We start from the raw sequence: 21,935 nt of genomic DNA on the forward strand, positions 1-21,935 counted from the left end.
GCGTACCGCGCGGGTGTGCGCGGTACGTCTGCTGGATGGAGGGTGGGGAATGGATGGGGGTGGGGTCAGGCGGCGGGTGGCGCCTTGGACGCGCCGTCCGGTGACAGGCCCTTCCAGAGACGCCAGTTGGCTTCGTCCTGCGAGCCCTCGTAGTCCATGTTGTCCTGGCCGGGATTGACGTGGAAGTAGCGCATCACCTCGGCCTCGGCCTGGAAGCCGGCGGCCTGCGGATCGGCGTCGGGGGCGAAGCAGTTGCCCTGCAGGATCTGGTGGGCCGGCAGCCAGGCGCTGACGTATTTGTCGGGCTGCTGCTCGAACACCTCCTGGCAACCGTCGGAGCAGAAGTGGTACTTCTCGCCCTCATGCTCGGTCTCCCGGTGGCTGGTCCGGGTCGGGTCGTCGCCTTCCGTGAAGATCAGCGGAATCTGGCAGGTCTGGCACAGCATCGGCAGGCTGGGGTTGTAGTAGCGCTTGCCCTCGGCCTGCAGCCGGCGGTAGTGCTCGATGCGCGGGCGGTAGTGCTGGTCGAAGGTGTTCGGGTACTTTTCCGACAGCCACGCCATGTCCTCGTCGGACGGCAGCCAGACGTGGAAGGCGGCGGCGTCGGAGAAGTTGTAGAAGGAGTTCCAGGTCTGGTGCGAGAGGTGCTCGGCCTCGGCGACGGATTGTTCCCAGTGCCGCGGCATGCGCAGGCCGTAGCGGGACAGGTCGTTGAAGAGGGAGCCGCCGTTCTGCACGAAGTAGATCTCCCAGGCTTCCTTCCATGACATCACCTTCCTGGGCAGCATGTAGTCGAGCATCATCGACACTAGGCCGAGCACCTTGTAGCCACGCCAGAACCACTTGTCCAGGTAGCGCTGGATGATCTCGACGTTGCCCGGGTCCTGCTCCAGCACGAACTTGATGCACTCCAGGCCGAGGGTCATGTGGCGGGCCTCGTCGGATTGCGACGAGAAGCCGAAGGTGACGGTGGCCATGTCGCCGTTGTAGGCGGCGCCCGACATGAAGGGCATGAAGACGAGGTTGGTCAGCAGGTATTCGAGGGCGAAGGAGATGGCGATGATCTGCTCGAAGGGCCCCGACGAGATAGCGTCCTCGAAGAAGGATTTGGGCACCGACAGGTACCACAGCCGGTCGTTCATGACGCTGTGGTCGTGCAGGCCGTTGAAGTACTTGTTGTACTGGCTGATGCTGTGGATCTGGGTCTGCACGTGGCGGAGTTCGTCCACCGCCTGCATCTGGCAGGCGATCGCCGCGCCGGGGCCGGGGAACTGGCGGCCCAGCATGGCAAACAGGCGGTGCGCGTTGTATTCCGCCGGGGTGATGCCGGTGAAGAACAGCTTGAGGGTGTTGACGTAACGGGCATCCGAGATGTTCAGGTGGCCGTTGTTCTGCTGGAAGGCGTCGAGGACGGCGTAGAGCTTGCGTTCCTTTTCGGCCTGGTATTTCCAGTAGGCGTCCATGGTCAGGCGGAAGGGGTCTTCCCACTTGTCCCAGTCGTGGATCCTGATGCCTTCGAGGCCCAGCTGGTCGAAGACCTTGTCCATCGGCTCGTAGGAGGTGTCCCAGCCCAGGCCGCGGGTCATCAGGGCGTATTTTTCCTTGAGGCTCAGCTTCTTGCCGGCCTGCCCGGTGTGTGTGTTGTTCATCTGCGTGTCTCCTCTTCAGCGGTTCCAGTGCAGGACCATCTCGTCCTCGGTCTCATCCACGTTGCCCGACAGGGAAATCAGGTTGAGGTTGATGGCCTGGAGGTCCCAGGCCGTGCCGAGGATCTCCTCGACGGTGCTGCGCCTGAGGACGAGGCGTCCGGGGGCGTCGATCTTGACCATCGCGGGGAGGCGATGGACCACCGCGGCGGGGTTGTCGCGCTGCAGGGCCTCGATGATCGGGCGGGTGTCGTCATTGGTCTGCAGCGCCATGAAGACGGTGCTCTGGATCGGGTTCATGGTGTGCGTCCTCAGGCCGGGTCAAGGCCAAGCCGGGTCATGCGGAGGTCCAGGGCGGCGACGGCCGCCTCCAGGCGTTGCGGGCCGTCGCCGCTGTCGATGAGGCGGACCAGCGGGTCGAGGGCTTCGATGGCGCGGCCCTTCCACTCGGCGGCCCAGGCCGACAGCTGCGCCCGGTTGTCGGCCGATTCGGCGGCGGCGATCTTCAGGCAGGCGTCCACCCACTTCACGTTCTCGCCGTACCAGTCCTTCATGAACTCGGTGAGCATGGCCAGGTAGGCGGCACCGGGGGCGTCGAGCTCCGTGTGCAGGCGGGCGTACATGACCGGATGCACCAGGCTGTCGAGGACCAGGTTCTGGGCCACGAAGATCTCGAACCAGTCCTTGCGGACCAGGCTGTGCTCGGCCAGGCGGCGCAGCCCCTGCCAGGCGGGGTCACCCAGCCAGCGCTCCTTGGCGGCGATCAGCGACCGGCCGGAATTGCCGTCGAGGAGCAGGCCGATGCGCGACAGGTATTGGGCGATGCCGAGCCGGTCGGTGGTGTTGTACATGGCGCCCTGGGCCATCGAGCTGCCGAAGCAGTAGGCGGTGATGAAGCAGTTGTTGAGGTTGGCCGCCCACTCCAGGTGGCGGAAAGGCAGCAGCAAGGCCTCGACCTGGTGCACCTGGCCGGCCGACAGGGTGGCCAGCAGGCCGTGCCTTTCAACGAACTCGAAGCTCTTCTCGGCCGTCTCCTGCATGCGCGCCCGGTTGAGCACATAGGTGGCGTAGTAGTACTGGCGCGGATCGCGGAAGTCGTCCCAGTCGCGCATGCAGATCGCCGTGCGCCGGCTGTCGTAGATGTCCCGCTCCGGATCCCAGACCGGGCGGTAATGGAAGTTGTCGCGCGGCTGCAGGTCGAAGCTGGCCTCCTGGTAGCGGCTGGCCGGCTTGTCTGCGCCGAAGCGGCGGGATGTGCGGGCAAAGGTCTGGCGTATGGGGTCGATGCTGGCGACCCGGATCTCGACACTCATGATTCATGTCTCCTGGCTGTTGTTATGGATGGACTCGGGCTCGGGCAGCCCGTAGAGGTAGGACTGCTGCCGCTGCAGGGCGCGGGCGGCGGCGTCCTCGCTCATCCGCTCCGTGTCGGGCAGGCGTTCGAAGGCTTCGAACGCCGCACGGGGAAGGATGAGTTCGACAGACAGTTCGGCATCGCCCAGGGCGAAGTCGAACTCAATGAAGCCGTCGTCGCGAACATGACGGACGCGAATGAAACGGCGGATGGGATTGAAGCGGCCCGGGGGCGTGGTGTCTTGCATGATGTCTCCTGTCTTGCACTCTGGCGGTGCAGTGAGCACATCATTGCAACGGGCATGCCAGGCACCGCCGCAGGCCCCGAAGTTGTCGGGGCGCGAATTCAAGCTGCTGAATCGATTGTTCTTTTTATATGACCGTGGATCGGCCGTGGCAGGGCTCGGCAGGGCCGGGCGGGCGTGCTTTTCTCAACCGCGCAAAGGGGTGGATGCAGGCCGGAGGCGGTGTTTCATGAAATCCGCAAGCGCCAGGAGCGCGGCCTGGCCCGGGGGCATCGTCGAGGAGGGGATGCCTTTCGCAGCCCTGCGAATCCTTCCCGCAGCGTTGTGAGTCCTTCCAGCAGGCCTGAGAATCCTTCTCGCAGAGCTGTGAGTCCTTCTCGCAGGGCTGCGAATCCTTATCGCACGCTTGCGAATCCTTCACGCAGGGCTGTGAATCCTTCATGCATGGCTGCGAGTCCTTCACGCAGGGCTGTGAACCCTTCCCGCAGCCCTGCGAATCGTTCGCACAGCGCTGATGATGGACCATCCCGCCGTGCGGGGCCGTATCAGGCGTTGGCCCGGTATTTCTCCAGCCAGTGGGCGTAGGGGGCGGGCAGGACCCAGGAGGGTTTGTCTTCCTTGAGTTGCAGGGCGGTATGGTAGGGCCAGTGCGGGTTGGCCAGGTGGGCGCGGCCGACCATCACGAGGTCCATCTGCTGGTCGGCGACGACCCGGTTGGCGGTGGCCGGGGCGTCGATGCCCCACGACGAGGCGACCGGCAGGCCGGCTTCGCGGCGGACGCGCTCGGCGATGGGGGCCAGGAAGGCCGGGCCCCAGGGAATGCGGGTGTCGGGGATCGAGAAGCCGACACTGACATTCAGCAGGTCGAGGCCGCCCTGGCGGAAGGCCCGGGTCAGATCGATGGATTCGGCCAGGGTCTCCTCGTCGCGGCCGTCGTATTCGATGACGCCGAAGCGGGCGGTCAACGGCAGGTGCGCGGGCCATTCGGCGCGCACGGCGGCGAGGGTCTCGAGCAGGAAGCGGCTGCGTCCGGTGTAGTCGCCGCCGTATTCGTCGGTGCGCTGGTTGGCGTGCACCGAGAAGAAGCTCTGGGCCAGGTAGCCGTGGGCAAAGTGCAGTTCGAGCCATTCAAAGCCGGCCTCGCGGGCCCGGCGGGCCGCCGCGGCAAAGTCCTTGCGCACGCGGCCGATGTCGTCGCGGCTCATGGCTTCGGGCCGGCGCGGCAGGTTGGCGCCGAAGGGGATGGCCGAGGGGCCGATCGGCGTCCAGCTGCGCGGGTCGTCCGCGGGGATGTGATCGTCGCCTTCCCACGGGCGCTGGGCGCTGGCCTTGCGGCCGGCGTGGGCGATCTGGATGCCGGGCACCGCGCCGCCGGCCTTGATGGCCGCGGCGATGCGCGCCAGCCCGGCGGCCTGCTCGTCATTCCACAGGCCGAGGCAGGCGGGGGTGATGCGGCCCTCCGGGGCGACCGCCGTGGCCTCGACGATGACCAGGCCGGCGCCGCCGCGGCCGAGGCTGGTGTAGTGGGCCAGGTGCCAGTCGTTGGTGAGGCCATCCACGGCGCTGTACTGGCACATGGGGGGCACGGCGATGCGGTTGCGGAGGGTGATGTCTTTCAGGTGAAACGGGGAGAACAGGGCGGACATGGGCTTCCTCAAATGACGCACGAGCGGCCTTGGATGCAAGGCGGCTTCAGGGCAGGGGCCCGTTCGACCGGTGTTCATCGCCGGGAGTTTCCGGATCACGCGGGGGCAGCCACTTGATCAGCGTGCCGTAAAGGGCACCCGGCTCCACCGGCTTGGAGATGAAGTCGTTCATGCCGGCGGCCTGGCAGGCGGCGCGGTCATCGTCGAAGGCGTTGGCCGTCATGGCGAGGATGGGTTTGCCGGCCCAGGCGGGCAGGGCGCGGATGTGGCGGCTGGCTTCGAGTCCGTCCATCTCGGGCATCTGCATGTCCATCAGGATCAGGTCGTAGGCGCCGCTGGCGGCCATGTCGACGGCGATGCGGCCGTTGGCGGCCACGTCCACCTGCAGGCCGGCGCCCTGCAGCAGCTCCAGGGCCACCTCGACGTTGATCAGGTTGTCCTCGGCGAGCAGCAGGCGGGCGCCGGCGTGGCGGGCCCGCAGTTCGTGTTCGGCTGCGCCGACCGGCTGCTCCACCTCCAGCGGCACTTCCTTGCCGCGCCGCAGCCAGGCGCTGAACCAGAAGCAGCTGCCCTGGCCGGGCGTGCTGTCGACGCCGGCCTCGCCGCCCATCAGCTGGGCCAGCCGCCGGGTGATTGTCAGGCCGAGGCCGGTGCCACCGTATTTGCGGGTGGTGCTGGTGTCGGCCTGCTCGAACTCCTTGAACAGGTGGGCCTGCTGGTCGGGGGCGATGCCGATCCCGGTGTCTTCCACCGAGAAGCGGATGCACAGCCGGGTGTCTTGCTCCTCGAGCAGGTCGGCGCGCAGCTTGATGCCGCCCTGCTCGGTGAACTTCACGGCGTTGCCGGCGAAGTTGAGGAGGCCCTGGCGGATGCGCGTCACGTCCCCGCGCAGCCATTGCGGGACGTGGTCGTGGTCGATGCTGACGCTGAGCCCCTTGCTGCGCGCGGCTTCGCCGATCAGGCTGGCGACGTGGTCGAGTACCTGGTTGAGGGGGAAGTCCTCGTCTTCGAGGATCACCTTGCCGGCCTCGATCTTCGACAGGTCCAGGATGTCGTTGATGATGGCCAGCAGGTGGCGGCCCGAGCTGTTGATCCGTTCGAGGCGCTCGGCCTGCTGCGGGGTGGGCTGGCTGGCGCCGAGCAGGTGGGTGAGGCCGATGATGGCGTTGAGCGGGGTGCGGATCTCGTGGCTCATGTTGGCCAGGAAGGCGCTCTTGGCCAGGTTGGCTGCCTCGGCCCGGGCCTGGGCTTCGGCCAGCTGGGCGGTGCGCTGCTCGATCAGGCGCTCGAGGCCGGCCCGGTATTCGTCGAGCTCGGCGCTCATGCGTTTCTTCTCGGTGATGTCCTGCACCACGGCGATGAAGTAGTCCGGTTCGTCGTCCGACTTCCAGGCCAGCGCGGCGGTCAGCTTGATCCACACGATGTCGCCGGCTTTGCTGCAGTAGCGCTTCTCGATGGTGTAGGTGTCGATCTCCCGCGCCAGCATGCGCTGCCTGAGCGCCAGGTCGGTGCCGCGGTCGTCCGGGTGGGTGATCTCCAGGGCGGTACGGCTGAGGAGCTCCTCCGGCGTGTAGCCGACGATGGCGCACAGCTTGCGGTTGACCCTCAGCCAGCGCCCGTCCGGGGAGACCAGGGCGATGCCCACCGCAGCCTGCTCGAAGGTGCCGGCGAAGCGCCGCTCGCTCTCGCCCAGGGCCTGGGCGGCCAGCTTGCGGGCGGTGATGTCCTCGGAAAAGATCACGATGCCGCCGATGCGGCCGTCGGCGGTCCGCCAGGGGCGGATCGTCCAGCGCAGCCAGCGCACGCTGCCGTCCGGGTGCTCGATGCGGTCCTCGTCGGCGCCGAGCACCTCGCCGGCCAGGCCGCGCTGATGGGCTGCCTTCCAGCGTTGTGGCATGTTCGGAAAGACGTCGTAGTGGGAGTGGCCGTTGAGTGTCAGCCCGCCGAGGGAATAGTCTTCACGCCAGCGCTGGCTGACCGCCAGGTAGCGCATGTCGCGATCGAACATGGCGAGGGCGGCCGGGGCGTGGTCTATCAGCAGCTGCAGGCGCTCGGCGCTTTCGCTCAGGGCCGCCTCGGCGGCCTGCCGGGCGTGCAGGTGCTCCTGGATGTTGGCGGCGGCCTTGTCGAAATTGCGGGTCAACCGGCCCAGCTCGTCGTCGCCGTGGCGCAGTGCGCTGCGGGCGCTGTAGTCGCCGGCGCCAAGGCGGTCGGCGGCGGTGGAGAGGGCCTTCAGGGGGCGCAGCACCCAGCGGTTGCCGCCCCACAGGACGAGGGCCAGGGTGGCGGTCAGCAGCAGCCCGACGATGATGAGGTCATTGGCCAGTTCGCGCCGCGACGGCGCCGTGACGGTGTCTGCCGGCATCGATAGCAGGAGACGCAGCTCGCCGGCGACGGTCTGGACCAGCGGCGTGTAGCCGTGGATCTTGCGCACACCGTCGAGATCGTCCTCGGTTAGGTCACCATCGCCCGGCAGGGCCAGCACGCGGCGGACCACCGGCAGCCCGGCGGCGCTGCGCCCCGTCCAGCCCTCCGGATCAGGGTGGCGGGCCACCACGCTGCCCTGTGCGTCGATCACCCACAGGCGGGTGTCCGGCGACAGGTCGGCCTTGACCAGCTGTTCCTGCAGCCAGGCCTGGTCGAGGGACACGAAGACGACGGCGCCGGGGTGTCCGGCGGCATCGCGCATGGCCCGCGCCAGGGTGATGACCGGCCGCTTCACGATGCGCCCGAGCACCACGCCGCCGACTATCATCTGCCGGGCCGCGATGGCCGACCTGAACCATTCCCGGTCGGCAAAATTGACCTTGCCGTTGAAGGGCTGGGCGGTGCAGGCCACCTGCCCGTCGGGCAGGACCTTGCCAAGCTGGATGAACTCCGTCTCCCGCCGCAGGCGCTCGGCCAGCCAGGCCGTGCATTCGTCGACGGGTACGCCGGGCTGCAGCGCCGGCGCCTGCATGATGTCGGCGAGGATGGAATCGGCGCGGGCGGCCAGGTATTGCTGGCGGGCGGCGATCACCCGGGTCTGGTGCAGCAGGCCTTCGGCGGCCTGCTCGAGGCGGGTGTCGTAGGAGTCGACGTGGTTCCGCACGATCATGCCGCCCAGCAGCACGAAGACCATCAGCAGCAACAGGATGAGGCGACCACGCAGGCCGAGGCGGTATCGGGTGAGGGATACACGGTGGGCCATCGATTCTCCCCGTGAGATTCGGACGCTGCGAGGCATCGCCTGTGCCTGCCGCCCGCCTCCCTAGCATACATGCGCCCTGGCGCGCCGTTGCCGCGGCGCTGCCCGATGTAGGCGTGGTGCCCGGAACGGTTGTCGGGGGGCTAGCCGGTGGCTTCGCCGATGTGCACCGAATACAGACCCCAGGGACATTGGGCGAAGCGTTCGGGCAGGGGCCTGGCCGCCAGCTCGGGGAGTTGCCCGGGGTCGAAGACGGCCCACAGGGGGCCGAGGCCGCCCAGGGGCAGCGGCGTGCCGTCGAGATGGGTGGCGACGATCAGGGCCCGGCGTTGCAGCTCGGCGAGGCTCAGTTCCACGTTGTAGCCATCCAGGGCGCGCAGGCCCACCGTGGTCTTGGGCGAGCGGCCGGCGGCCCCGGCGATGTCGAGCAGGCGGGTAAGCAGGGGGCCGCGCAGGCGGTGGGCCTTGGCGTCGTACTCGAGGGTCGGGCGGATCTCCACGGCCGGCAGGGCCGCCAGGTCGGCGTAGGTGAAGCTGCGGGCCTGCTCGAACTGCACGCCATGCTTGCTCATCAGCTGGTCCAGCGCCGGGTCCAGCGGGCCGCGGTTGGGGTGGGCCAGCTCGCCGGAGATGGTCAGCAGGGTCGGCCCGGCGGCCTGCGCTCTGGGTGAGGCCCTGCCGGGAGCGGCCAGCGCCGCGCCCGGCAGGGCGATGGAGGCCAGGGTGGCGTGAAGGAAGCGGCGTTTGTCCATGGCGGGAGCGCTCGGGAGTTGGGGGGAAGGTGAGTGGCGGTGAGGGAGAGGGCGCTCAGGCCGGCCAGGGTTCCAGGCTGACGGCGACGTCCCTGGGGGCGCCCTGGTAGGGGGCACTGCTGACCAGGATGCGCGCGCCGGTCCGGGCGTAGGCCTCGGCGTTGCCGGCATTCACGCCGCCGGCCACGGCGATCAGGGGGCCGTTGCTGCCATGCTTGCCAGCCTGGGTGGCGGCCCGGGCGACCACCCGAGCGACCGTCTCCGGCGGGCATTTTTCCAGCTGGATCACGTCGGCGCCGGCTTCCATCCACAGCACGGCCTCGTCTTCGTCGGCCACCTCGACGACCACCTGGCGTTCGGGCCAGGCCTGCTTCAGGCGGGCCACCGCCTGCCCGGCAGGGAGGTCGCCGAGAAAGGCGCGATGTTCGGCAAACACCAGCAGGGTGTCCGAGATGCCGAGGCGGTGGGGCGCCGCGCCGCCGCACAGGATGGCCTTGACGCTGAGCGACTTGCTCCCGGGCAGGTGCTTGCGGGTACACGCCACGGCAATCTGCGGATGGCCCCGGCGGGCCGCGGCGACCAGCTCCGCGGTGGCGGTGGCCATGCCGCCGGCGTACTCCATGAGCGTCTGGGCGGGTTTCCAGACGCGGTGCAGGTCGGCGGCCCGCCCGGTGAGGCTGAGCAGCAGCGTGCCGGCCTCGACCGGCGTGCCACTGCCCACCAGCGGGCCGTCATGCTGCAGGCCGCGCAGTTGCCCCATGCGGGCGGCTTCCTCGCTGCCGCACACCACCTGGGCATGTCGCGCCCGGAACTGCATGCGCCCGCCGGCATCGCTGATGTCGAGGCCCCACGAGGTGGCGTCGCCCCACGGCGCGTCGTCCAGCAGGAGGGTTTCCAGTTCGGGATCGGAGAGGGTGTAGGGGTTGCGCATGGTGTTGTGTCGCGTGGGTGGGCGGGACTAGTGGCGATGGCCCTGGTGATGGGCGTCGGGGAAATGCGGGTGACTGTGCGTCATCGGTTCGTGCCGGTGGGCGTGTGTGTGCCGTACCCCCGCCGTGACGGGAAAGTCGTGCCCGTGCTGGTGGTGATCGTCATGGCTGTGCTCATGGGTGTGCTCGAGCGGCTCATGGGCGTGGACATGCGCGTGCCGCTCCGTCAGGTGCAGCCAGATGCCGATGCCCATCAGCACGCCGGCGAAGGCCAGCCCGGGCGTCAGTGCTTCACCGCCGGCGAGGGCGAGCAGCGCGCCGAAGAAGGGGGCGATGGAGAAATAGGCGCCGGTACGCGCCGTGCCCAGGTGGCGCAGGCCGATGATGAACAGCACCAGGCTGACCCCGTAGGCGAGGAAGCCGACGCCCATGGCGGCCAGGGTGATGGGCCAGGCGGGCAGGCGTTCGCCCAGGGCCAGGGCCAGGCCCAGGTTGACCGTGCCTGCGGCCAGCCCCTTGAGGGCGGCGATCCAGCCTGCGTCGGCCAGCGCCAGCTTGCGCGTCAGGTTGTTGTCGATGGCCCAGGCCAGGCACGCGGCCAGGATGAGCAGGGCCGGCGCGCTGCCGGCGAAGTGCGCTTCTGCTGGCCAGCTGAGGATCACCGCGCCGCCGGCAATCGCCGTCATGCCCAGGGCGATCCGCCGGTCGACGTTCTCCTTGAAGACGATCCAGGCCAGCAGGGCGGTCAGCACGCCCTCCGCGTTGAGCAGCAGGGACGCGCCCGAGGCAGGCATGCCCGCCAGCCCGGACATCAGCAGGATCGGGCCGGCGACGCCGCCGGCCAGTACCGCGCCGGCCAGCCAGCTGGCTTCGCCGCGCGTCAGCCGCAGTGGCGCCGCACCCTTCAGCCAGCGGAACACGGACAGACCGATGCCGGAGCCGAGGTAGAAAAGGCCGGCGAGCAGAAAGGGGCCGAGCTCGCGGAGCAACAGCTTGGCCAGCGGCGTGCCGGCACCGAAGAGCAGCGCCGCAGCAAGGGCGGCGGTGACACCGGGTTGGAGTATCCGAAGGTGGGTCATCAAGCGTGGGACGCGCAGGGGGCCATGCAGGATAAGCCGCGACACCTGCTTGTTCCACCCCGGCAGGTGCATTTGATTGTTTGTAGTGATCTCTATGTTTATGTAGAGTAGTCTAATGAATTCATGGATTGCGCTCATCACCAGCCTCCCCACCGAGAACGCCACGGCACGCATGCGGGCCTGGCGCAGCCTGAAGGGATCGGGGGCGGCGGTCCTGCGTGACGGTGTGTACCTGATGCCCGGGCGGGACGCCTGCCGCGTCCGGCTGGACGCCGTCGCCGCCGACATCGTGGCGTCCGGCGGCAGCGCCCTGGTGCTGCGCGTGGAAGAGCCGGATGGCAGCGACTTCACCGCGCTGTTCGAGCGGAGCCGGGAGTACGCCGTGCTGCTGGAAGACGTCACCCGGCTGCGGGATGGCTTGACCCGTGACGGCGCCGCCGATGCGCTCCGGCAGTCCCGCAAGCTGCGGAAGGCCTTCGTCGCCCTGGCCGACACCGACTTCTTTCCGGGGGAGGCTCACCGGCAGGCCGAGGCGGCCATGCTCGAGCTGGAGCAGGCGATCGCGCAGGCGCTCTCCGCGGATGAGCCGCGGCCGGTCGAGGCAGGCATTCCCCGCCTGGACATCCGGCAGTTCCAGGGCCGGACCTGGGCGACCCGGGCGCGGCCCTGGGTGGATCGGCTGGCCTGCGCCTGGCTGATCCGGCGTTTCATTGATCCGGCGGCCCGTGTGTTGTGGCTGCCGACGCCGGCCGACTGCCCCGAAGACGCCCTGGGCTTCGATTTCGACGGTGCCCGCTTCAGCCATGTCGGGGCCCGCGTGAGCTTCGAGGTGCTGGTGGCCAGCTTTGCCCTGGAGAGCCCGGCCCTCAACCGCCTGGCCGGCATCGTGCATTTTCTCGACGTGGGCGGGGTGCAGCCGCCCGAGGCGGCCGGCATCGAAAGCACCCTGGCGGGCTTGCGCCGGATCCTCGCTGACGATGACCAATTGCTGCAATTGACCAGCGGCATCCTGGACGGCCTGCTTGCCGCCTTTGAAAACAAGGGAAACACCCCATGACCCCATCCGGCTCCGCCTCCCTGTCAGACGATGACGACGCCCCTGCGGCGGTGAGCTTCTGGCAGGCCTTCGCCTTCTGGCTGAAGCTCGGTTTCATCAGCTTCGGCGGCCCGGCCGGGCAGATCGCGATCATGCACCAGGAGCTGGTCGAGCGCCGGCGCTGGATTTCCGAGCGGCGCTTCCTGCATGCGCTCAATTACTGCATGGTGCTGCCCGGCCCCGAGGCGCAGCAGCTTGCCACCTACATCGGCTGGCTGATGCACCGGAGCTGGGGCGGCATCGTGGCGGGCGGGCTGTTCGTGCTGCCCTCGCTGTTCATCCTGATCGCCCTGTCGTGGATCTACATTGCCTTTGGCGAGATGCCGCTGGTGGCGGGCCTGTTCTACGGCATCAAGCCGGCCGTCACCGCCATTGTGGTGCAGGCCACCCATCGCATCGGCGCCCGGGCCCTCAGGAACCCGGTGATGTGGGCGGTGGCGGCGGCCTCCTTCGTGGCGATCTTTGCGGCCGACCTGCCCTTTCCGCTGATCGTGCTGGCGGCGGCCGTGACGGGCTTTGTCGGCGGCCGCATTGCGCCGGAGCGCTTCAAGGCCGGCGGCGGTCACGGCAAGGCCGGCGCATCCTGGGGCCGTGCGCTGATCGACGACGACACGCCGACACCGCCCCACGCGCTGTTCACCTGGGGGCGCCTGCTTCGGGTGGGGCTGGCCGGGGGCCTGCTGTGGCTGATCCCGATGGGGCTGTTGATCGCGTTCTACGGCATGGAGAACACCCTGACCCGGATGGCCTGGTTCTTCACCAAGGCGGCATTGCTGACCTTTGGCGGGGCCTACGCGGTGTTGCCTTATGTGTACCAGGGCGCGGTCGAGAGCTATGGCTGGCTGACGCCGCACCAGATGATCGACGGCCTGGCGCTGGGCGAGACCACGCCCGGGCCGCTCATCATGGTGGTGTCCTTCGTCGGTTTCGTCGGTGGCTACGTCAAGGCCGTGTTCGGCCCCGACAGCCTGTTCCTGGGCGGTGCCGCGGCGGCCATGGTGGTGACCTGGTTCACCTTCCTGCCGTCCTTCATCTTCATCCTGGCCGGCGGCCCCCTCATCGAAACCACCCACAACGACCTCAAGTTCACCGCGCCGCTCACCGCCATCACCGCTGCCGTGGTCGGCGTGATCCTCAACCTGGCCCTGTTCTTCGGCTATCACGTGCTGTGGCCGAAGGGCTTCGCCGGCAGCTTCGACGGGGTGTCGGCGGCCATCGCGCTGGCCGCCGCCGTGGCCCTGTTCCGCTTCAAGGTGAATGTCATCCACGTCATTGCGGCCTGCGCCGTGCTCGGACTGGTGTTGAAGACAGTGCTGTAATCCGGCCGGGGCGAGGTGGCCCCGCCGGGCAGTCTTCCGGCTGTAACTTTACTTTCATAAACTGCTCGCCCAGAATCCGCCGCGCTCCCGTCCGGGGAGCGCCCTTGCGGGCCCATTCCTGAATGACGAGCCGCCGATGCGCATCTGTTCCGCTGTTTTCCTTACCCGTTGCGCGGCCCTTGGTGCTCTGTGGGCATCCATGCCGGCGCTGGCCGCCGGCGAGGCCTACGAGGACTGGACGGCGCGCTTCCAGGCCACTTACATCTGGCAGGCCAAGCCGGGCATGCCGGCGGACTACAGCGGCCCGAAGAGCCTGAAGGCGGCCCGTGAGAACAGCTACACCGCCACCACCACCGCCTACCTGGGCTTCCGCCCGTGGCAGGGGGGGGAGCTCTACCTCAACCCGGAGATCACCCAGGGGGTGCCCTTCTCGGAGCTGAGCGGCAGTGGGGGCTTCACCAACGGGGAGCTCACGCGCACCGCCGGTACCCGCCCCAAGATGTACCGCCAGCGCCTCTTCCTGCGCCAGACCTGGGGCCTGGGCGGCGGTGACGAGGCGGTCGAGGCGGACCTGAACCAGATGGCCGGCACGGTGGACAAGAACCGGGTGGTGCTGACGGTGGGCAATTTCTCGACCCTCGATGTCTTCGACGACAACCGCTACGCCAAGGACCCACGGGTGCACTTCATGAACGCCGGCTTCATGGCGCCCCTGGCCTACGACTACGCGGCCGATGCGCGGGGCTTCGGCTGGGGCTTTGCCGCCGAGTGGTACCAGGACGACTGGGTGCTGCGCATCGGGCGGATGACCGGCCCCAAGGAGCCGAACATGCTCCCCACCGATTCGCAGATCTTCAAGCACTACGGCGACCAGGTGGAGGTGGAGCGGGGCCATACCCTGTGGGGCCAGCCCGGCAAGCTGCGCCTGCTGGCCTGGCGCAACCGGGCGGTGCTGGCGTCCTTCGAGGACGCGCTGGGCTACCTGAAGGCCAACCCGGACGCAGACCCGCAGGCGATCCTGGCGGTGCGCCGGGGCGAGAAGATCAAGTACGGTGTCGGGATCAACCTCGAGCAGGCCATCAACGATGACCTGGGCTTCTTCCTGCGGGCGATGAAGGCCGATGGCCGCACCGAGACCTATGCCTTCACCGAGACCGATGCCTCACTGGGCATGGGCCTGGCGCTGAAGGGTACGGCGTGGGGGCGTGGCATGGACACCCTGGGCCTGGGCTATGCCCGCAACAGCTTGTCGAAGGACCGTCGCGCGTACCTGGAGGCAGGCGGCATCTCCTTCTTCATCGGGGATGGACGGCTGAGCTACCGGCCCGAGCTGCTGGTGGAAACCTATTACAGCCTGAACGTGTGGAAGACGGTCTTCCTGACGGCCGACTACCAGCGCATGTGGAACCCGGCCTACAACGCCGACCGCGGCCCCGCCAACTTCTTCGCCATGCGCATCCACACCGAGTTCTGATCACCGCGGCAGGCGCAGCTCGAAGACCGTGAGCCCGGCCTCGGAGCGGACTTCGATATCGCCACCGTGGGCCTGGATGATCGACAGGCTGATCGCCAGCCCCAGGCCTGAGCCTTCGCCCGAGTGCTGGCGTGAGGCATCGGCCCGGTAGAAGCGGTCGAACAGGCGGGGCAGGTGTTCCGGCGCAATGCCGGGGCCGGAGTTCTCGACGCGGAGGCGGGCCGTCTGTCCGTCCGATTCCAGCTCGACTGCGATGTGGCCGTGGGCCGGGGTGTGGCGCACCGCGTTGGAGAGCAGGTTGCTGATGGCGCGCCTGAGCATCAGGCGGTCGCCGCTGACCTCGGCACTGCCCGTGCAGCTCAGGACCAGCGCCTTCTCGTCGGCCAGCGCTTCGTAGAACTCCAGCAGCCCGCGTACCTCGGTTCCGAGGTGGACTGGTTCGCGGGTGGGGATGAGCAGCCGGTTGTCGGCCTTGGCCAGGAACAGCATGTCGGCGATGGTGCGGGACAGGCGCTCGAACTCCTCGGCATTCGAGGCCAGCACGTCCTGGTATTCGGCCAGGCTGCGGGCCCGCGACAGGGTCACCTGGGTCTGGGTGAGCAGGTTGCTGACGGGGGTGCGCAGCTCGTGGGCGATGTCCGAAGAGAAGTCGGACAGGCGCTGGAACGAGGACTCCAGCCGGGCCAGCATGGCATTGAGGGTGCGCACGACCTCGGCCAGCTCCTCCGGGATGGCGTCGTCGGCCAGGCGCTGGTCGAGCTTGCTGGCGGTGATGTCGGCCGCGTGCCGCACGATGTCGCGCAGCGGCGCCAGGCCACGCCGGGCCGCCACCCAGCCGAGCAGCCCCGACAGCAGTGCGGCCACGCTCACCACCGTCCACATGGCCAGGCGGAAGGACTGCATGAAATGGTCGTGGTGCGCCAGCCCGGTGGACACCGCCACCCGGGCCGGGGCTTCGCCGTCGCGGCCGGTCGGGGCGAGGCCCTGGAGGCCCCGGTAGCGCTGGCCGTCATCGCCCTCCCAGGTCCGGGGGAAGGGCTTGTCGCCGGCCGGCGGGATGCTGTCGGCCGGGAAGGCCGCCTCGGCCGACACATACACGGGCTGGCCGTCGGCCCGCCAGACGCCCACCGCCAGACCATGGTGGCCGACCAGGGCGGCCTCCAGCGGTTCGGCCATGGCCTCGAGATCGCCGCCGGCCCGTGCCTTGACGACGGCGTGGCGGATCAGCTCGAGCTTGCCTTCGAGCAGCTCGAGGTCCATGTCCTCGAAATGGTGTTCGACCAGCGAGGCGATGACCAGGCCCAGGACCAGCAGCACGCTGGAGGAGACCACCGCGAACAGCAGGGTGAGCCGCGCGGTGACCGAGCGGCCGAAGGGCAGCTTCATCACTCCGTGGCGTCCAGCACGTAGCCCATGCCCCGAACAGTGCGGATCAGCTTGAAATCGAAGTCGTCGTCCACCTTCACGCGCAGGCGGCGGATGGCCACCTCGATCACGTTGGTGTCGCTGTCGAAGTTCATGTCCCACACCTGCGAGGCGATCAGCGAGCGGGGCAGGACCTCGCCCTGGCGCCGCAGCAGCAGCTCGAGCAGGGAGAACTCCTTGGAGGTCAGGTCGATCTTGCGTCCACCGCGGGTCACCCGCCGGCGCAGCAGGTCGAGCTCCAGGTCGGCGGCGCGCAGGATCTCGGCCTCCTTGGCCTTGCCGCCGCGGCGCAGCAGGGTGCGCACCCGGGCCAGCAGTTCGGAGAAGGCGAAGGGCTTCACCAGGTAGTCGTCGGCGCCCAGCTCGAGCCCCTTGACCCGGTCGTCGATGGCGTCGCGGGCGCTCAGGAACAGCACCGGCATCTCCTTGCCGGCCCGCCGGATGCCCTGCAGCACCTGCCAGCCGTCGATGCCCGGCAGCATCACGTCAAGGATGGTCAGGTCGTAGGCCTCGGTCAGCGCCAGGTGCAGGCCATCCAGCCCGTCCCGCGCCAGGTCGACCACGAACCCGGCCTCGATCAGGCCCTGCCTCAGGTAATCCCCGGTTTTGGGTTCGTCCTCGACGACCAGTATCTTCACCTTGAATGTCCTTCACGCTACGCGGGCCCGTATTCTGCCTCCGCGCCGGCAGCCGGGGCCGAGATTACAGGAATGTAACGGGGGACGAGAGGGCCGACAGGGCCGGGACCAGGCCGTGGGGCGCTTCCAGCCAGGCCCAGGCGGCATAGGCCAGGGTGGCGATGAGGAGCAGGGCGGCGAGCCAGCGGCGCGGCTTCTTCACCAGGCTGGGGCCGGCGCCTTCGACCTGGCCGGTAAGCATCGGCAGGGCCTGATTGGTGCCGCGCAGCAGGCTGAGGCCGAGGATCAGCGCGAGGTGGCCGAGGACGACGGCGAGGAAGGCGTTGGCGGCGAGTTCATGGAGTTCTTCGAGCCAGTCCTCGTCCACGCCGGCAAGGCCCAGGCCCCATTCCTGCCAGACGGCGTAGCCGCTGAGGACCAGGAATGGCGTGAGCAGGAGCAGGGCGGCGATGGCCAGGGCCATCAGCAGGTTCTGCCCCTGCCGCCAGTTGATGGTGCCGCTGTGGCGCAGGCCATGCAGCCAGTTGCGCCAGCCGGCCAGCCTGCCGCCCAGGCGGGCGAGGCGCGCCTGTTGCGGGCCGAACAGCCCGTAGGCGAGGCGGAAGGCGAACAGCCCGGCCAGGATGTAGCCCAGGGTGACGTGGAGCAGCCGGAAGTGTTCGCTGTCGGCGCTCAGGTAGGCGCCCGCGAAAGCGCTGGCGAAGAGCCAGTGGAACATGCGCATGGGGTCGTCGATGACACGCCGGCGGGCCCGGGCCGGGGTGGGCGTGGCTGCGGTTGTAGGGGCAGTGAGTGGATACATGGCGGGTTCTCCGGTGGTGCTGTCAGTCGAACCACGCCCAGCGCAGGTGCAGAGGCAGGCCGGGCGGGATCTTCAGGTGGTCATCGTCGAAGTCGCCGCGCTCGGCCCCGGGGTGGCAGGCGCCGCAGTTGGCGGGGCTCTTCACGCTGTTGTGGGCCCACACCGCGTCGCGGACCTGGCGGTGCTTGCGCTGGAACCAGGCCGAGCGGGTGATCCGATCCTGCGCAGGCGTCTCGCCGACCCGCTTCCAGGTGCCGGCATGGGCCTGCAGCCAGCTGTCGAGCTGGCGCGTGGTGGCGTCGTCCAGGGAGGCATTGCTGCCGTAATGCTTGTCCAGGCCGGCCATGATGTGCTTCCACGAGGCGGCGGGCAGGGCGCCGGGCGGAAAGGCCAGGTGGCAGCTGCCGCATTCGCTGGTGTAGGCCTTGGGCACCTGGCGGGGCATGCTGCGGCCGTCGTCGTCTGCCGCGGCCGGGCCGGCAAGGCCGAGGGTGATGGTCAGGAGCAGGCCGGCAAGGGCGGGGACGGGATGCGTGTGTTCGATCGGGGGCATGAGGGTCTCCGGGGCAGGTGTTCAGGGCTTGAGCTGCAGCAGGTATGCCAGCACGTCGGCCTTTTCACCGGCGCTGCATTCGCGGTTCAGCACGTCCTTGCAGTTGCGGCGGAACCACTTGTCGCTGCGCGCGCTGTCGCTGAAGCCGCGCGGGTTGAAGGCAGGGGCCAGGGGGCTGATCGATTTGCCGGTGGTGGCGTGCCGGCCTTCGCGGGCGGGCGGGGTGCCGTGGCAGGATGCGCATGACCATTCGCCGCCGTGCTTGCTGGCGAAGAAGGCCTGGCCGCGTGCCGCCTGGCCGGGTGTGCCGGCCTGGGCACTCCAGTACTCGAGCTGGGCGGCGGCGGTGGTTTCGGCTGCGGCGGCTGCGTTGGTCACTGCAGCCAGGAGCAGGGCGGCGGCAGGTTTCAGAAGGCGACTACGGAGCTGCATGATGTGGGGCTCGCAAGGAGCGGGAAGTCAGCGTGGGCACATGCTGCGCCGCGCTGCCTGTATGAAGGCTGAAGCGGCTGTTCAGCCTCCGTTCAGGCTGGGCAGGGGATAATCGGCGCATGAAGATCCCTGTCACGCGCCACCCGCTTGCCCTGTCACGCTTGTTGCCACTGCTGGCGGCGGCATTGCTGGGGATCGCTGTCTTGTCCGTGGCCCCGGCGCGGGCCGATGACGATGATCACGAGCGTGCCCGGCGGGCTGTGGAGGCCGGGCAGATCCTGCCCTTGCGCGATGTGCTGGCGCGCCTGGAGCGTACTTATCCGGGCCGGGTGCTGGAGGTGGAGCTCGAGCGTGACGACGGGCTGTGGATCTACGAGGTCAAGCTCCTGCAGGCGGATGGCCGCCTGCTCAAGCTGAAGCTCGATGCGAAGACCGCAGCGGTGCTGAAGGAGAAGCGCCGATGAGAGTCCTGCTGGTCGAAGACGAACCCGTGCTGCGGGCCCAGCTGCGCCTGAGCCTGGAGGAGGCCGGCTACGCGGTGGATGAGGCCGATAACGGGCGGGACGCCCACTTCCTCGGCAACAGCGAGCCTTTCGACGCAGTGGTGCTGGACCTGGGCCTGCCCCTGCTCGACGGCCTGAGCGTGCTGCGCCGCTGGCGCGCCGACGGGCGCAGCATGCCGGTGCTGATCTTGACCGCCCGCGACAACTGGCACGAGAAGGTCACCGGCATCGATTCCGGTGCCGATGACTACCTCACCAAACCCTTCCATACCGAGGAGCTGCTGGCCCGCCTGCGGGCGCTGATCCGCCGCGCCGGCGGCCTGGCCTCGCCGGTGCTGACATGCGGCGAGCTGGTGCTGGACACCCGCAGCGGCCGGGTCAGTTTCCGGGGGGCGCCGGTGACGCTGACCAGCCACGAATACAAGGTTCTCGAATACCTGATGCATCGCCCCGGGCAGCTGGTCTCGCGCAGCGAACTCACCGAGCACATCTACGCCCAGGATTTCGACCGGGATTCCAATACCATCGAAGTCTTCGTCGGCCGCCTGCGCAGGAAGCTCGCCGCCGACCTGATCGAGACCGTGCGGGGCCAGGGCTACCGCCTCGGCTCCCGATGACGGCGCCCGGGACTGCCGCCTCCGGGCCGCCGCCGGAAAGGGCGCGCCACGCCGGCTCCCTGCGCGTCCGCCTGTTCGCCGCGACGGTGATGGGGCTGGCGGTGGCCCTGGCCCTGGCCGGCGTGGTGCTGCACGGCCTGTTCCGCGAGCATGTGCTGCTGCAGTTCCAGATCGGCCTGGGCCAGCAACTGGACCAGCTGACCGCGCGTCTCGGCGTGGACGCCCAGGGACGGCCCGCCATCGATCCGCAGGCCTTGTCCGACCCCCGCTGGCAGCAGCCTTACTCCGGGCTGTACTGGCAGATCGACGAGGTGGCGCCGGACGGGCGCGGCCACACTGCGGTGCGTCGCTCCCGCTCCCTGTGGGATGACCAGCTGGTGGTGCCGGGCGATGGGCTGGTGGATGGCGCTCTGCATGTGCATGAAGTGCCCGGCCCGCGGGACAGCCAGCTGCTGCTGCTCGAACGCACGGTGCGCCCGGCCGAGCAGCCGGAGGCGCGCTGGCGCCTGCTGGTGGGCGCCGATCTGAAGGACACCCGCGCGGCCGTCGAACGCTTCGGGCAGGTGCTGGGCGTCTCGCTGGCCATCCTCTTTGCGCTGCTGGTGCTGGCGGCGGTGGCCCAGCTGTGGGTGGGCCTGCGGCCCCTGCGCCGCCTGCAGGGCGATCTCCAGGCGCTGCAGGAGGCCCGCGCCACGACCCTCGGTGGGCCTTACCCGAGTGAGATCCAGCCGCTGGTGGACGACTTCAACCGGGTGCTCGAACAGAACCACTGCGTTGTCGAGCGGGCGCGCACCCAGGCGGGCAATCTGGCTCATGCCCTCAAGACCCCGCTTGCCGTCCTCGACCAGGCGGCCGCCCGGGCCCGGTCCGGCCCGGAGGCCGCGCTTGCGCGCCTGGTCGGCGAGCAGGTGGGGCTGGCCCGGCGGCAGGTGGACTGGCACCTGGCGCGGGCGCGGATGTCCGCGACCCGGCGCCTGCCCGGGCAGCGCTGCGCGGTGCCGGCCTGCGTGCAGGGGCTGGTCCGGGTGATGGAGAAAGTGCATGCCGACCGGGGGCTGGTCATCCGGGTGGAGGACGCGCCGGCCGTGTATTTCGCGGGGGAGGAGCAGGATCTGCAGGAGATGCTCGGCAACCTGCTGGACAACGCCTGCAAGTGGGCACGCAGCCGGGTCGGAGTGAGGATCACCCGGGATGAGCAGGCGCAGCCGGCACGTTTGAGCGTGCACATCGAGGATGACGGGCCGGGTATTGCCGACGCCCGCATGACGGAGGTGCTCGCCCGTGGCGCCCGCCTCGATGAATCGGTGCCCGGCTCCGGGCTGGGGCTGGCCATCGTCCAGGAACTGGCAGGCCTCTATGGTGGCAGCCTGCAGCTCCGGCGGGGGCCGGCTGGCGGGTTGGCGGTGGTGCTGGAGTTGCCGGCGGTCTGAATCGGGTGGGCTGATGTGGTGGGGCCCGGCCAGTCCCGGCCGTGGGTCAGGTATTCGCCGCAGTCCGCAGGCGAGCGCTCATGGCGAATGCCAGTCCCATCAACAGGGTTGCAGTGCTCCAGTGATTCAGGATGGATAGCCCGGGGACCATGCTGCCGAGCAGTCTCACGGGGAAGCCGATAGCAATGCCCAGTACGATGGACTTGATATAGGCAACATCGACTTCGAGTGCGCTCCCGCAATATGGGCAGCTGAGCTGTTTGCGTGGTTTCAGCACGGCCCTGGACAGGAAGGCAATCTTGTTGTGGCAATGAGGGCAGTCGATGCCCAGGGTGGATGCGGTGCCGGAGGCCTCCGCGGACTCCGGGGGGCGTCCTTCCCCTGGCTGACCCGTCTGGCCGGCGAACCAGTCGTTGCTGCGGGTGGTGAAGAGCATTGTCAGCGCGATCAGCTCCAGCCCGCTGGTCATGATGTCGATCATCGTCAGGAACGGGCGCACGCTCAGTTGCGCCTGGAGCGAGTCTGCGGTGGATGCGAGTCCCCATATCGCCAACAGTAGCGTTACCCATCGCGCCCAGTTCTTGCGGGCCCGGATCTTCACCAGGAGCCAGATCATTGCGGCGGTGACGACGGACAGGGCGATGGCGAGAGACGCGTCAATGTTGCCGGGCCCGCCGTGTAGCAAGCCGGGTGCCACCAGCAGGCCCACGATGAAGGATCCGAGCAACAGGTAACACGCGCGGCGAACTTCCCCCGGGGGAGGTGTGTTTGCGGGGAAGAGAGGCATGGTCGAAGTCGGGCCCTCGCCA

21 protein-coding genes are annotated in these 21,935 nt (G+C 68.9%); 6 read left to right on the plus strand and 15 right to left on the minus strand.

Going from position 1 to position 21,935, the window contains the following annotated elements:
- Window positions 1-65: 65 nt before the first annotated feature.
- The 9 genes from HHL15_RS16195 to HHL15_RS16235 all read right to left on the minus strand — a co-directional run bounded on the left by HHL15_RS16195 (window position 66) and on the right by HHL15_RS16235 (window position 10,882).
- Window positions 66-1,649 carry a YHS domain-containing protein gene (locus HHL15_RS16195; RefSeq protein ID WP_169146833.1) on the minus strand — a complete coding sequence of 528 codons (1,584 nt, stop codon included), beginning with the start codon at window positions 1,647-1,649 and terminating at the stop codon, window positions 66-68.
- Between the two features lie 15 nt (window positions 1,650-1,664).
- Entirely contained in the window at window positions 1,665-1,946 is a 282-nt protein-coding gene (locus tag HHL15_RS16200) for an MmoB/DmpM family protein (RefSeq protein WP_169146834.1), read from the minus strand.
- An 11-nt stretch (window positions 1,947-1,957) separates the two neighbouring features.
- Complete coding sequence (locus HHL15_RS16205; protein ID WP_169146835.1) at window positions 1,958-2,959, minus strand: aromatic/alkene monooxygenase hydroxylase subunit beta; 1,002 nt, start codon at window positions 2,957-2,959, stop codon at window positions 1,958-1,960.
- A 3-nt stretch (window positions 2,960-2,962) separates the two neighbouring features.
- Entirely contained in the window at window positions 2,963-3,247 is a 285-nt protein-coding gene (locus HHL15_RS16210) for a phenol hydroxylase subunit (RefSeq protein WP_169146836.1), read from the minus strand.
- A 542-nt stretch (window positions 3,248-3,789) separates the two neighbouring features.
- Entirely contained in the window at window positions 3,790-4,890 is a 1,101-nt protein-coding gene (locus tag HHL15_RS16215) for an NADH:flavin oxidoreductase/NADH oxidase (protein WP_169146837.1), read from the minus strand.
- A gap of 46 nt (window positions 4,891-4,936) precedes the next feature.
- On the minus strand, window positions 4,937-8,080 hold the full coding sequence (locus HHL15_RS16220) for a PAS domain S-box protein (RefSeq protein ID WP_169146838.1): 3,144 nt from the start codon (window positions 8,078-8,080) through the stop codon (window positions 4,937-4,939).
- Window positions 8,081-8,220: 140 nt separating this feature from the next.
- The gene (locus tag HHL15_RS16225; RefSeq protein ID WP_169146839.1) at window positions 8,221-8,829 is read right to left on the minus strand and encodes a molybdopterin-dependent oxidoreductase; all 609 of its coding nucleotides are present in this window, start codon (window positions 8,827-8,829) and stop codon (window positions 8,221-8,223) included.
- A 55-nt stretch (window positions 8,830-8,884) separates the two neighbouring features.
- Window positions 8,885-9,760: a ModD protein gene (gene modD, locus HHL15_RS16230; protein WP_169146840.1), complete on the minus strand. Its 876-nt coding sequence runs from the start codon at window positions 9,758-9,760 to the stop codon at window positions 8,885-8,887.
- Window positions 9,761-9,787: 27 nt separating this feature from the next.
- Window positions 9,788-10,882, minus strand: coding sequence for a DMT family transporter (locus tag HHL15_RS16235; RefSeq protein WP_328825057.1), 1,095 nt, complete (start codon window positions 10,880-10,882; stop codon window positions 9,788-9,790).
- Between the two features lie 70 nt (window positions 10,883-10,952).
- On the opposite strand from HHL15_RS16235, the gene HHL15_RS16240 reads away from it, so the two are divergent.
- From HHL15_RS16240 to HHL15_RS16250, 3 genes are all read left to right on the plus strand, one after another.
- On the plus strand, window positions 10,953-11,894 hold the full coding sequence (locus HHL15_RS16240; RefSeq protein WP_169146841.1) for a chromate resistance protein ChrB domain-containing protein: 942 nt from the start codon (window positions 10,953-10,955) through the stop codon (window positions 11,892-11,894).
- Complete coding sequence (gene chrA / locus HHL15_RS16245; RefSeq protein WP_169146842.1) at window positions 11,891-13,252, plus strand: chromate efflux transporter; 1,362 nt, start codon at window positions 11,891-11,893, stop codon at window positions 13,250-13,252. The genes HHL15_RS16240 and chrA overlap by 4 nt, the downstream gene beginning before the upstream one ends.
- Before the next feature lie 136 nt (window positions 13,253-13,388).
- Window positions 13,389-14,726 carry a carbohydrate porin gene (locus HHL15_RS16250; protein ID WP_235943437.1) on the plus strand — a complete coding sequence of 446 codons (1,338 nt, stop codon included), beginning with the start codon at window positions 13,389-13,391 and terminating at the stop codon, window positions 14,724-14,726.
- On the opposite strand, the gene HHL15_RS16255 is transcribed toward HHL15_RS16250, so the two are convergent.
- From HHL15_RS16255 to HHL15_RS16275, 5 genes are all read right to left on the minus strand, one after another.
- Window positions 14,727-16,112 carry a heavy metal sensor histidine kinase gene (locus HHL15_RS16255; RefSeq protein WP_169146843.1) on the minus strand — a complete coding sequence of 462 codons (1,386 nt, stop codon included), beginning with the start codon at window positions 16,110-16,112 and terminating at the stop codon, window positions 14,727-14,729.
- Window positions 16,112-16,789 carry a heavy metal response regulator transcription factor gene (locus tag HHL15_RS16260; protein WP_169146844.1) on the minus strand — a complete coding sequence of 226 codons (678 nt, stop codon included), beginning with the start codon at window positions 16,787-16,789 and terminating at the stop codon, window positions 16,112-16,114. The genes HHL15_RS16255 and HHL15_RS16260 overlap by 1 nt, the downstream gene beginning before the upstream one ends.
- Before the next feature lie 64 nt (window positions 16,790-16,853).
- Complete coding sequence (locus HHL15_RS16265; RefSeq protein WP_169146845.1) at window positions 16,854-17,591, minus strand: cytochrome b/b6 domain-containing protein; 738 nt, start codon at window positions 17,589-17,591, stop codon at window positions 16,854-16,856.
- 22 nt (window positions 17,592-17,613) lie between these two features.
- The gene (locus HHL15_RS16270; protein WP_169146846.1) at window positions 17,614-18,144 is read right to left on the minus strand and encodes a diheme cytochrome c; all 531 of its coding nucleotides are present in this window, start codon (window positions 18,142-18,144) and stop codon (window positions 17,614-17,616) included.
- 21 nt (window positions 18,145-18,165) lie between these two features.
- The gene (locus tag HHL15_RS16275) at window positions 18,166-18,576 is read right to left on the minus strand and encodes a DUF1924 domain-containing protein (RefSeq protein WP_169146847.1); all 411 of its coding nucleotides are present in this window, start codon (window positions 18,574-18,576) and stop codon (window positions 18,166-18,168) included.
- A 119-nt stretch (window positions 18,577-18,695) separates the two neighbouring features.
- Between HHL15_RS16275 and HHL15_RS16280 the strand changes: the two genes are divergently transcribed.
- Genes HHL15_RS16280 through HHL15_RS16290 form a run of 3 tightly spaced genes read left to right on the plus strand, consistent with a single transcriptional unit; the run spans window position 18,696 to window position 21,126 of the window.
- Window positions 18,696-19,040, plus strand: a complete 345-nt coding sequence (locus tag HHL15_RS16280; protein ID WP_169146848.1) for a PepSY domain-containing protein — start codon at window positions 18,696-18,698, stop codon at window positions 19,038-19,040.
- Entirely contained in the window at window positions 19,037-19,696 is a 660-nt protein-coding gene (locus tag HHL15_RS16285; protein ID WP_169146849.1) for a response regulator transcription factor, read from the plus strand. Before HHL15_RS16280 ends, HHL15_RS16285 begins: the two co-directional genes overlap by 4 nt.
- Complete coding sequence (locus HHL15_RS16290) at window positions 19,693-21,126, plus strand: ATP-binding protein (RefSeq protein ID WP_169146850.1); 1,434 nt, start codon at window positions 19,693-19,695, stop codon at window positions 21,124-21,126. The genes HHL15_RS16285 and HHL15_RS16290 overlap by 4 nt, the downstream gene beginning before the upstream one ends.
- A gap of 46 nt (window positions 21,127-21,172) precedes the next feature.
- Here HHL15_RS16290 and HHL15_RS16295 read toward each other — a convergent pair whose 3' ends face one another.
- Window positions 21,173-21,835: a hypothetical protein gene (locus HHL15_RS16295; protein WP_169146851.1), complete on the minus strand. Its 663-nt coding sequence runs from the start codon at window positions 21,833-21,835 to the stop codon at window positions 21,173-21,175.
- Window positions 21,836-21,935: the final 100 nt, after the last annotated feature.

This window comes from Zoogloea dura, from assembly GCF_012927165.1.
GTDB lineage: Bacteria > Pseudomonadota > Gammaproteobacteria > Burkholderiales > Rhodocyclaceae > Zoogloea > Zoogloea dura.

Bases quoted from the DNA above. Each gene is read 5' to 3' on its own strand.
- modD (WP_169146840.1), bottom strand. From the start codon at position 9,760: ATGCGCAACCCCTACACCCTCTCCGATCCCGAACTGGAAACCCTCCTG.
- HHL15_RS16205 (WP_169146835.1), bottom strand. From the start codon at position 2,959: ATGAGTGTCGAGATCCGGGTCGCCAGCATCGACCCCATACGCCAGACC.
- HHL15_RS16220 (WP_169146838.1), bottom strand. From the start codon at position 8,080: ATGGCCCACCGTGTATCCCTCACCCGATACCGCCTCGGCCTGCGTGGT.
- chrA (WP_169146842.1), top strand. From the start codon at position 11,891: ATGACCCCATCCGGCTCCGCCTCCCTGTCAGACGATGACGACGCCCCT.
- HHL15_RS16255 (WP_169146843.1), bottom strand. From the start codon at position 16,112: ATGAAGCTGCCCTTCGGCCGCTCGGTCACCGCGCGGCTCACCCTGCTG.
- HHL15_RS16215 (WP_169146837.1), bottom strand. From the start codon at position 4,890: ATGTCCGCCCTGTTCTCCCCGTTTCACCTGAAAGACATCACCCTCCGC.
- HHL15_RS16275 (WP_169146847.1), bottom strand. From the start codon at position 18,576: ATGCAGCTCCGTAGTCGCCTTCTGAAACCTGCCGCCGCCCTGCTCCTG.
- HHL15_RS16210 (WP_169146836.1), bottom strand. From the start codon at position 3,247: ATGCAAGACACCACGCCCCCGGGCCGCTTCAATCCCATCCGCCGTTTC.
- HHL15_RS16290 (WP_169146850.1), top strand. From the start codon at position 19,693: ATGACGGCGCCCGGGACTGCCGCCTCCGGGCCGCCGCCGGAAAGGGCG.
- HHL15_RS16250 (WP_235943437.1), top strand. From the start codon at position 13,389: ATGCGCATCTGTTCCGCTGTTTTCCTTACCCGTTGCGCGGCCCTTGGT.
- HHL15_RS16225 (WP_169146839.1), bottom strand. From the start codon at position 8,829: ATGGACAAACGCCGCTTCCTTCACGCCACCCTGGCCTCCATCGCCCTG.
- HHL15_RS16280 (WP_169146848.1), top strand. From the start codon at position 18,696: ATGAAGATCCCTGTCACGCGCCACCCGCTTGCCCTGTCACGCTTGTTG.
- HHL15_RS16200 (WP_169146834.1), bottom strand. From the start codon at position 1,946: ATGAACCCGATCCAGAGCACCGTCTTCATGGCGCTGCAGACCAATGAC.
- HHL15_RS16195 (WP_169146833.1), bottom strand. From the start codon at position 1,649: ATGAACAACACACACACCGGGCAGGCCGGCAAGAAGCTGAGCCTCAAG.
- HHL15_RS16265 (WP_169146845.1), bottom strand. From the start codon at position 17,591: ATGTATCCACTCACTGCCCCTACAACCGCAGCCACGCCCACCCCGGCC.
- HHL15_RS16270 (WP_169146846.1), bottom strand. From the start codon at position 18,144: ATGCCCCCGATCGAACACACGCATCCCGTCCCCGCCCTTGCCGGCCTG.
- HHL15_RS16240 (WP_169146841.1), top strand. From the start codon at position 10,953: ATGAATTCATGGATTGCGCTCATCACCAGCCTCCCCACCGAGAACGCC.
- HHL15_RS16285 (WP_169146849.1), top strand. From the start codon at position 19,037: ATGAGAGTCCTGCTGGTCGAAGACGAACCCGTGCTGCGGGCCCAGCTG.